Annotated in this window: 4 protein-coding genes and 1 pseudogene; 2 read left to right on the forward strand and 3 right to left on the reverse strand. The window is 39.0% G+C overall.

The features are described 5' to 3' along the window. Positions 1–2: 2 nt before the first annotated feature. A complete protein-coding gene (locus tag BW139_RS01830; protein ID WP_076918459.1) occupies positions 3–389 on the forward strand; it encodes a DUF3192 domain-containing protein in 387 nt (128 codons plus the stop codon). Positions 390–402: 13 nt separating this feature from the next. Here BW139_RS01830 and BW139_RS01835 read toward each other — a convergent pair whose 3' ends face one another. From BW139_RS01835 to BW139_RS01845, 3 genes and pseudogenes are all read right to left on the reverse strand, one after another. Continuing rightward, entirely contained in the window at positions 403–1,302 is a 900-nt protein-coding gene (locus BW139_RS01835) for a diguanylate cyclase (protein WP_076918460.1), read from the reverse strand. Next, positions 1,292–5,062 (reverse strand): PAS domain-containing hybrid sensor histidine kinase/response regulator, encoded by a 3,771-nt coding sequence (locus BW139_RS01840; protein WP_076918472.1) that lies wholly within the window; start codon positions 5,060–5,062, stop codon positions 1,292–1,294. Before BW139_RS01840 ends, BW139_RS01835 begins: the two co-directional genes overlap by 11 nt. Positions 5,063–5,128: 66 nt before the next feature. Then, positions 5,129–5,377, reverse strand: a pseudogene (locus tag BW139_RS01845) (PhoH family protein); the annotation flags it as partial. Between the two features lie 87 nt (positions 5,378–5,464). Here BW139_RS01845 and BW139_RS01850 point away from each other — a divergent pair. Beyond that, complete coding sequence (locus BW139_RS01850) at positions 5,465–6,103, forward strand: hypothetical protein (RefSeq protein WP_254844936.1); 639 nt, start codon at positions 5,465–5,467, stop codon at positions 6,101–6,103. Positions 6,104–6,142 lie beyond the last annotated feature (39 nt).

Genomic DNA, 6,142 nt, shown 5'->3' on the forward strand with positions numbered 1-6,142 from the left:
TAATAAAAAATGAAAAAACACTTTTAATCGCTGCACTTACCGCTCCTTTTTTAACGGGTTGTGTAATCGCTGTATCAGATGGCGAAGCAGAGGGTCATTGGGCAGGTAATAGCTCTTCAAGTTGGCAGGCAACACATAAAAACAATCGTGAAATCATTTCAGGCTTGGCAATGGATAGCTCGTATCAGTCGGTATTAAACCAACTAAAAACACCTAACTTCACTGAATTATTAAAAAAACAGGATGATGTTTACCAAGTCTTGTTCTACGCAACACACAGCATTCATTCAGATGGAAAAATGACCAAAGATGAATGTACACCGCTCGTTTTCAAAAATGATAAATTAGTGGGTATTGGTAGTTCAGCGTTATTGATGCTGACAAATTAAGCCATCGCAAATACTATTGGGCGCTAATTTGATTGCGCCCTAATTTCTTAGCATTATATAAGCCTGAGTCAGCCTCTTCTAACAACGCTTTCTCGGTGTATGCTTGACTGCTCTCACTTGAAGCAATACCAATGCTGATAGTAATATGTGAAGCATTTAGCGATGCATTGTGTTCTATATTCAAATCATTAATGGCTTTACGTAATTTATTAGCAAACGCAATAGCACCTTGCTTATTGGTTTCTGGTAATACTGCTACAAACTCTTCTCCGCCATAGCGGGCAACAAAATCACTGCCGCGCTCACATTGCGCAGCTAACGTTTGCGCCACTGTTTTTAAACACTCATCGCCAGCACGATGACCGTAACAGTCGTTATAGCGCTTAAAGTGGTCAATATCGATAAGCAATACACACATGGAGGAGTTATTACGCTTACTTCTTCGCCACTCTCGCTCTAAATTTTCATCTAAATAACGTCTGTTCGGTATTTCTGTTAAACCATCAATAGACGCAAGCATTTCTAATAAATCGTTTTTTTGCTTAATGAGTAATTGGTTGCGCACACGCACTTTAACAATTGAGGCACAAAATGGCTTAACAATGTAATCCATTGCGCCTAACTCTAAGCCTTTTGCTTCGTCTTCATGGGAGCTATTCGCTGAGATAAAAATAATGGGGATGGCATGGCTTAAACTGCTTTCTTTAAGTTCCACCAGCACGTCGTAACCATTCATGCCAGGCATCATGATGTCTAAAATAATTAAATCTACTTGTGTGTGCTTAACAAATGCCAACGCCTCTTCACCACTTGTCACTAAGTAAATCTCATGCTCATCACTTAAGGTTTTTTCTAAAATGATTCGGTTAAGCGCATCGTCATCTACGATTAATATTTTTGCTTTATTTATCATTGCTTACATCTAAACTTTTTATATAAATTTGCACTTGCTCTAACTGTATTATTAATTCTTTAATTGCAGCTGCGGCGTGCTCGCCGCCCGCTTTTAATACCTGCTCAGTGTGTTGAGCACACAATAATAATCGGTTAAAACCTAAATTTCCTGCTATCCCTTTTAAACTATGCACTAAGCGTACCATTTCAATACTAGGGTTGTTGTTTTGAAGCTCAGCTGAATATGACTCACTTAATGTCGCTAACTTGTCCAACATACTGTGCAGTAAAGAGTGATCATCGTCAAACTGAGACAAAGCAAAGGCTTTATCAAAAAAACGAGGCGCTGTGATACCAAGACTAGCCATTGCTGTAAATAAAACTGGCGCAACCACAGGCTTAGTTAAATGTTTATTCATCCCACCATTGAGTGAACGCTCAATGTCGGCTGGTTCACTATGCGCAGTTAATGCAAAAATAGGTAATTGCTGAGCGTCAAACTGTTGGCGTATTATCTCAGTCGCTTGATAGCCATCAATATTGGGCATTTGAATATCCATTAAAACTAAGTCGGGGCGTAATACACTCACCAATTCAATCCCTTTTTGCGGGTCATTGGTCGTAACAATATTTACTCCGGCTTGACTCAAAATACTGCTAATAATATCAAGGTTCAATGGATTATCGTCTATCGCTAATACTAATATCCCTGCGACTTTATCACGTGGTTTTTGCGCTTTATTTTCAATTACCTTCGTTATTTTTTGCGATCTTAAATTAAGTAATCGCTGTGCAAGTGCACTTGAGGGTAAGAACTGGGTAATAAAAGAGTCATTTATTGGTGGCTGTTCGTCTTGATTATTCACAATTACAACAACTGAAATAGTAGCTGTGCGCAGTGTTGTTTTTATTTTTGGTGTTAAAAAGGCCGACAGCTCACACGCATCAATGATTATTGTGTGCGCTTGCAGCAAACATTCTGGCTCAGCGATTGCCCTATTAAGCGTTTGGTTATTAATAACAGGATGCGCTTTAATTACTTGATTAAGTAACGTACTTTTAGCGCTAGTAATAACTAATAACTTATTTTCATCACAGCCAAGCTTGCTAGTATCGGTCGCTAAATCGAGCGTGAAGTAAAAGTGGCAACCTTGTCCTTTATCACTATTCAGTGAAATCTCCCCGCCCATTAATGCCACACTGTGTTTTACAATCGCCAGCCCTAAACCCACCCCTTGATGTTGACGAGTGGATGATTCATCGCCTTGGGTGAAGGCATCAAATAAACGGCGCTGATCAGCTTGAGCAATTCCCTCACCAGTATCTATAACTCTAAAACAGATACGCTGTAACTCATCACGGCTACTTGGCTGTAACTGCATTTTTAATGTCACGTTGCCTGCAGGAGTAAATTTAACGGCATTGGTTAATAAGTTACCCAACACTTGTTGCAAACGAATTGTGTCGCCAACTAAAAAGGGGGAAATATGTGGATCGATATCAATTTGTAGCTGTATCTGTTTAGCTTGGCATAAAGGCAAAATTAAGCTTTCGCAGGTATCAATCAAATCAACTAGGCATAATGGCGCTAATTGCAGCGTTGCTTCATTACTTTCAACACGCGCAAAATCAAGCATACTATTTAGCATTTGTAATAAATTATTGGCTGCATACGTCGCTTGGCTGGTCTGTTGCAATTGTCGCTGCGTTAATCCATGCTCTGCTAACATATCTAGTAACCCAAGTATGGCATTGAGGGGAGTACGTATTTCGTGGCTTAAATTAGCAATAAAGCGACTTTTAGCCAAAGTGGCTCGCTCTGCATCATCTTTGGCTTTAGTCAGCTCAGTAACATCTTGAATATGAATAACATAATATAGCGGCTGAGCATTCTCATTCCAAATTAATGACATACTCAACTGCAACCAAGCATTTAATTGAGTGTGCGCAAAAGTTAAATGAAACACCTGTTTTTTGTTGTGCAGTAGTTGCTGCAGTAAGGCTTCGAGTTCTTGCCACTGCGTGTCACTAAATAGTGTATCAAACGGGGTATCTGTTAATTGATGATGTTTGGTAAACAGTTTTCGCGCGGCTTTATTAACCTGTAAAATAGCGTACTCAAGTGAAAGTAAAAACACCCCATTAGCAGCAAATTCAATGGCACTTCTAAATTTAGATTCCGACTCTTTTAATGCATATAGAGTATGTTGCTGCGCAGTAATATCGCGACCAATTCCCATTGTGCCTAGCAATTGGCGCTGTTCATCATAAAACGGAGCAATCGTTAACTGATAAGTTTGCTTAGCAACGTCTATACGCTGCTGAATTTGCATTTTATGCTGTAATGCTTGCTGTTCCAGCAGCTTAATTTGCTCGTAGTTGTGACTAACACTGTGCACCTGTTGACCAATAAGTTCGCTTTGGCTCTTACCTATAAACTGCTCAAATGCTTTATTACAACCTAAAAAGGTGCCGTCTGTATTTTTAAAATATATAAAGTCAGGCACGCTGTTAAGTACTGTATTTAGCAGGGCTAAATGCCGCTCTTTTGCTTGGTCGCTATGTTTTAATTTTTCAGATTTGAGCTGCACCTGCTCATCTAACTTTTTATTAGCATTTTGCAATGAAATAACTAAACGTTCATTTTTCGCAAAAATAGCTTTCACCCTAGCAAACCAAGGTTGCCAATTTAATGGTATTTTGTAATTTAAATATCCCGAGTTGTCATCGTTATGATGTTCTAAGTAACGCATTAGCTCTGTCATAGGTCTGATAAATATACGCTTGCTTAACCAAAAAAAGACATAAAACATCAAGCATAAAAATAACGCTAATGAAATAAACTCCAACACGACTTCTTGCACAAGGCTGCTGGTCAGTGTTTGCTCATCAGCAAGAAATCCTAAATGAATCGGGGTTTGATCTGAGGGTTGAATTAAAAAAAGCGGTTCAGACAGGGTTGTACGCTTTGGTGAGCGCGTATTAATTTGAGGCCAGTATGTCGAAAAATTTATTGCTTGGTTAATTGACTGCTGTGAACTGGCAATAATTTGATTTGCTTGATTAATAAAAACATACTCACCTTGCTTAGAGGTGATTTTGTTTAACCAGCCAGAGATGGCCTGCAAGTCATAAATTAAAATAATATAATCAGAAGAATTTCGCTCACGCTGACGGCCAATCGCAAAATATGCTTTATTACCCAGATTAATGACTGCACTCGAAGCCAATTTCGCTGCTGACGGTAAGGGTTTAAAGTCGCCATTCAATAGCGGGGTAAATATATTATTTTGAGTATTGTCGCGCCGAGTTAAGTATGCAAACCCACGTTCATCAACATACGCAACAGAATGCACAGATGAAAGCAGCGCTAAGGTGGTATTAAAAGAGGGTGCAAGCGATATTACCTGCTGCCACTGTAACAGTGCCGACTCAGAAGAACTAAACTGACCTTTACCTACAATTTCACCGTTTAAATGGTCAAATTGACGATAGTAGTAATGCTCATATTGGTTAATGTTTGCTGTGAGACTATGATTTTCTACAAGAAAAGTTTGCTTGTTATACATAGCAAACATTTCATCAAGCAAATCACTCATTGCTTGCATATCATGATCAAGCTGCGCCGATAATGCATTAAAATCAGTGGTCTTTTTTGTTATTGCGCGTTCCATTTTTATATTATAAAAATGCAAACACAAAAAAGAGGCCACTAATAAAGGCAGTGCTAACGCCACAAAAACAGAGCGGTGATAATGTTTTAACGGTAAAAAATTCAACGACTCGCCCAATTATTGGCTCAAAAATCAAACAGTAGACTATCGAGCCAAGGTGTTAAGCGCAAGTTATAAATTCTCCTCGGCAAACGACGCTAGTCGGCTTCTTACCACACCATTAAGATTAACAGTAGCACCGCCTTCAAAATGCTTAAACCGCTCTACAATATAAGTAAGCCCTGAGGTAACTGCGGTTAAGTAATTACTGTCTATTTGAGCTAAATTTCCGGTACAAATGAGTTTAGTTCCTTCACCGCAGCGGGTAATAATGGTTTTGAGCTGAGACGCCGTCAAGTTTTGGCTTTCATCTAAAATCACCCCCGAACTGATACCATACTATCATACCTAAAAGAGCCTTGAATAAAAAAGTTTTTACAAATAAGATTTACCCAGAGGTGAATAAGCATGATTGCATCAACTACAACAAAATCTAAAATTATTAATAAACCTGTCAATTTTGGAAAAGGAATGTATTTTCATCTGGATAAAGCAGGAGAACCTATTCAGATTGTAGATGGCATCAGAGCTCATTCATATCGCCATAACAAAAAAGAACTAAGCTTCCCTCTGCTATATCATCCTGATCGTATTACCGAATGCCAAGAAATGAACTTGTTCTTGAGCCACCGTTTTGAAGGCCACTTCAGTCTTAAGAAAAATCAAAGGGGAAGTGAAGCTTTTAGCGACGCTTATTACGCTAGTCAACCAGGTAAGCGGTTAGACGTAAAAACTGTTCGTGGTATAGCTAAGCATTTAAAAGCGTTTCTGGACTGGCTCATTAAAGATGGTGCATCTTATTTTGAGGTTATTGCCGCACCACTTTCTAGGCAGTCAGTAGACGATGATATTTCACGGTTACCTGTTTGGCGCTATCACAAACATTTGTGCGATAGAGTAACAACTAAGGACAAAGCTAAACGCCTAAGTTTCAATACTGCACAAGAGAGAATAAGGGCTGAATCGCCCCGTGTTTGCCAGAGACTCAATAACTTGAGAAACTGGAACTATGAAAAAATCAAATCGCTATACATCAGAATTTCGTGAACGTGCAATTAGGCTTGTTACCACACAACAGCATGAATA

The organism is Pseudoalteromonas sp. SK18 (assembly GCF_001974855.1).
Taxonomy (GTDB): domain Bacteria; phylum Pseudomonadota; class Gammaproteobacteria; order Enterobacterales; family Alteromonadaceae; genus Pseudoalteromonas.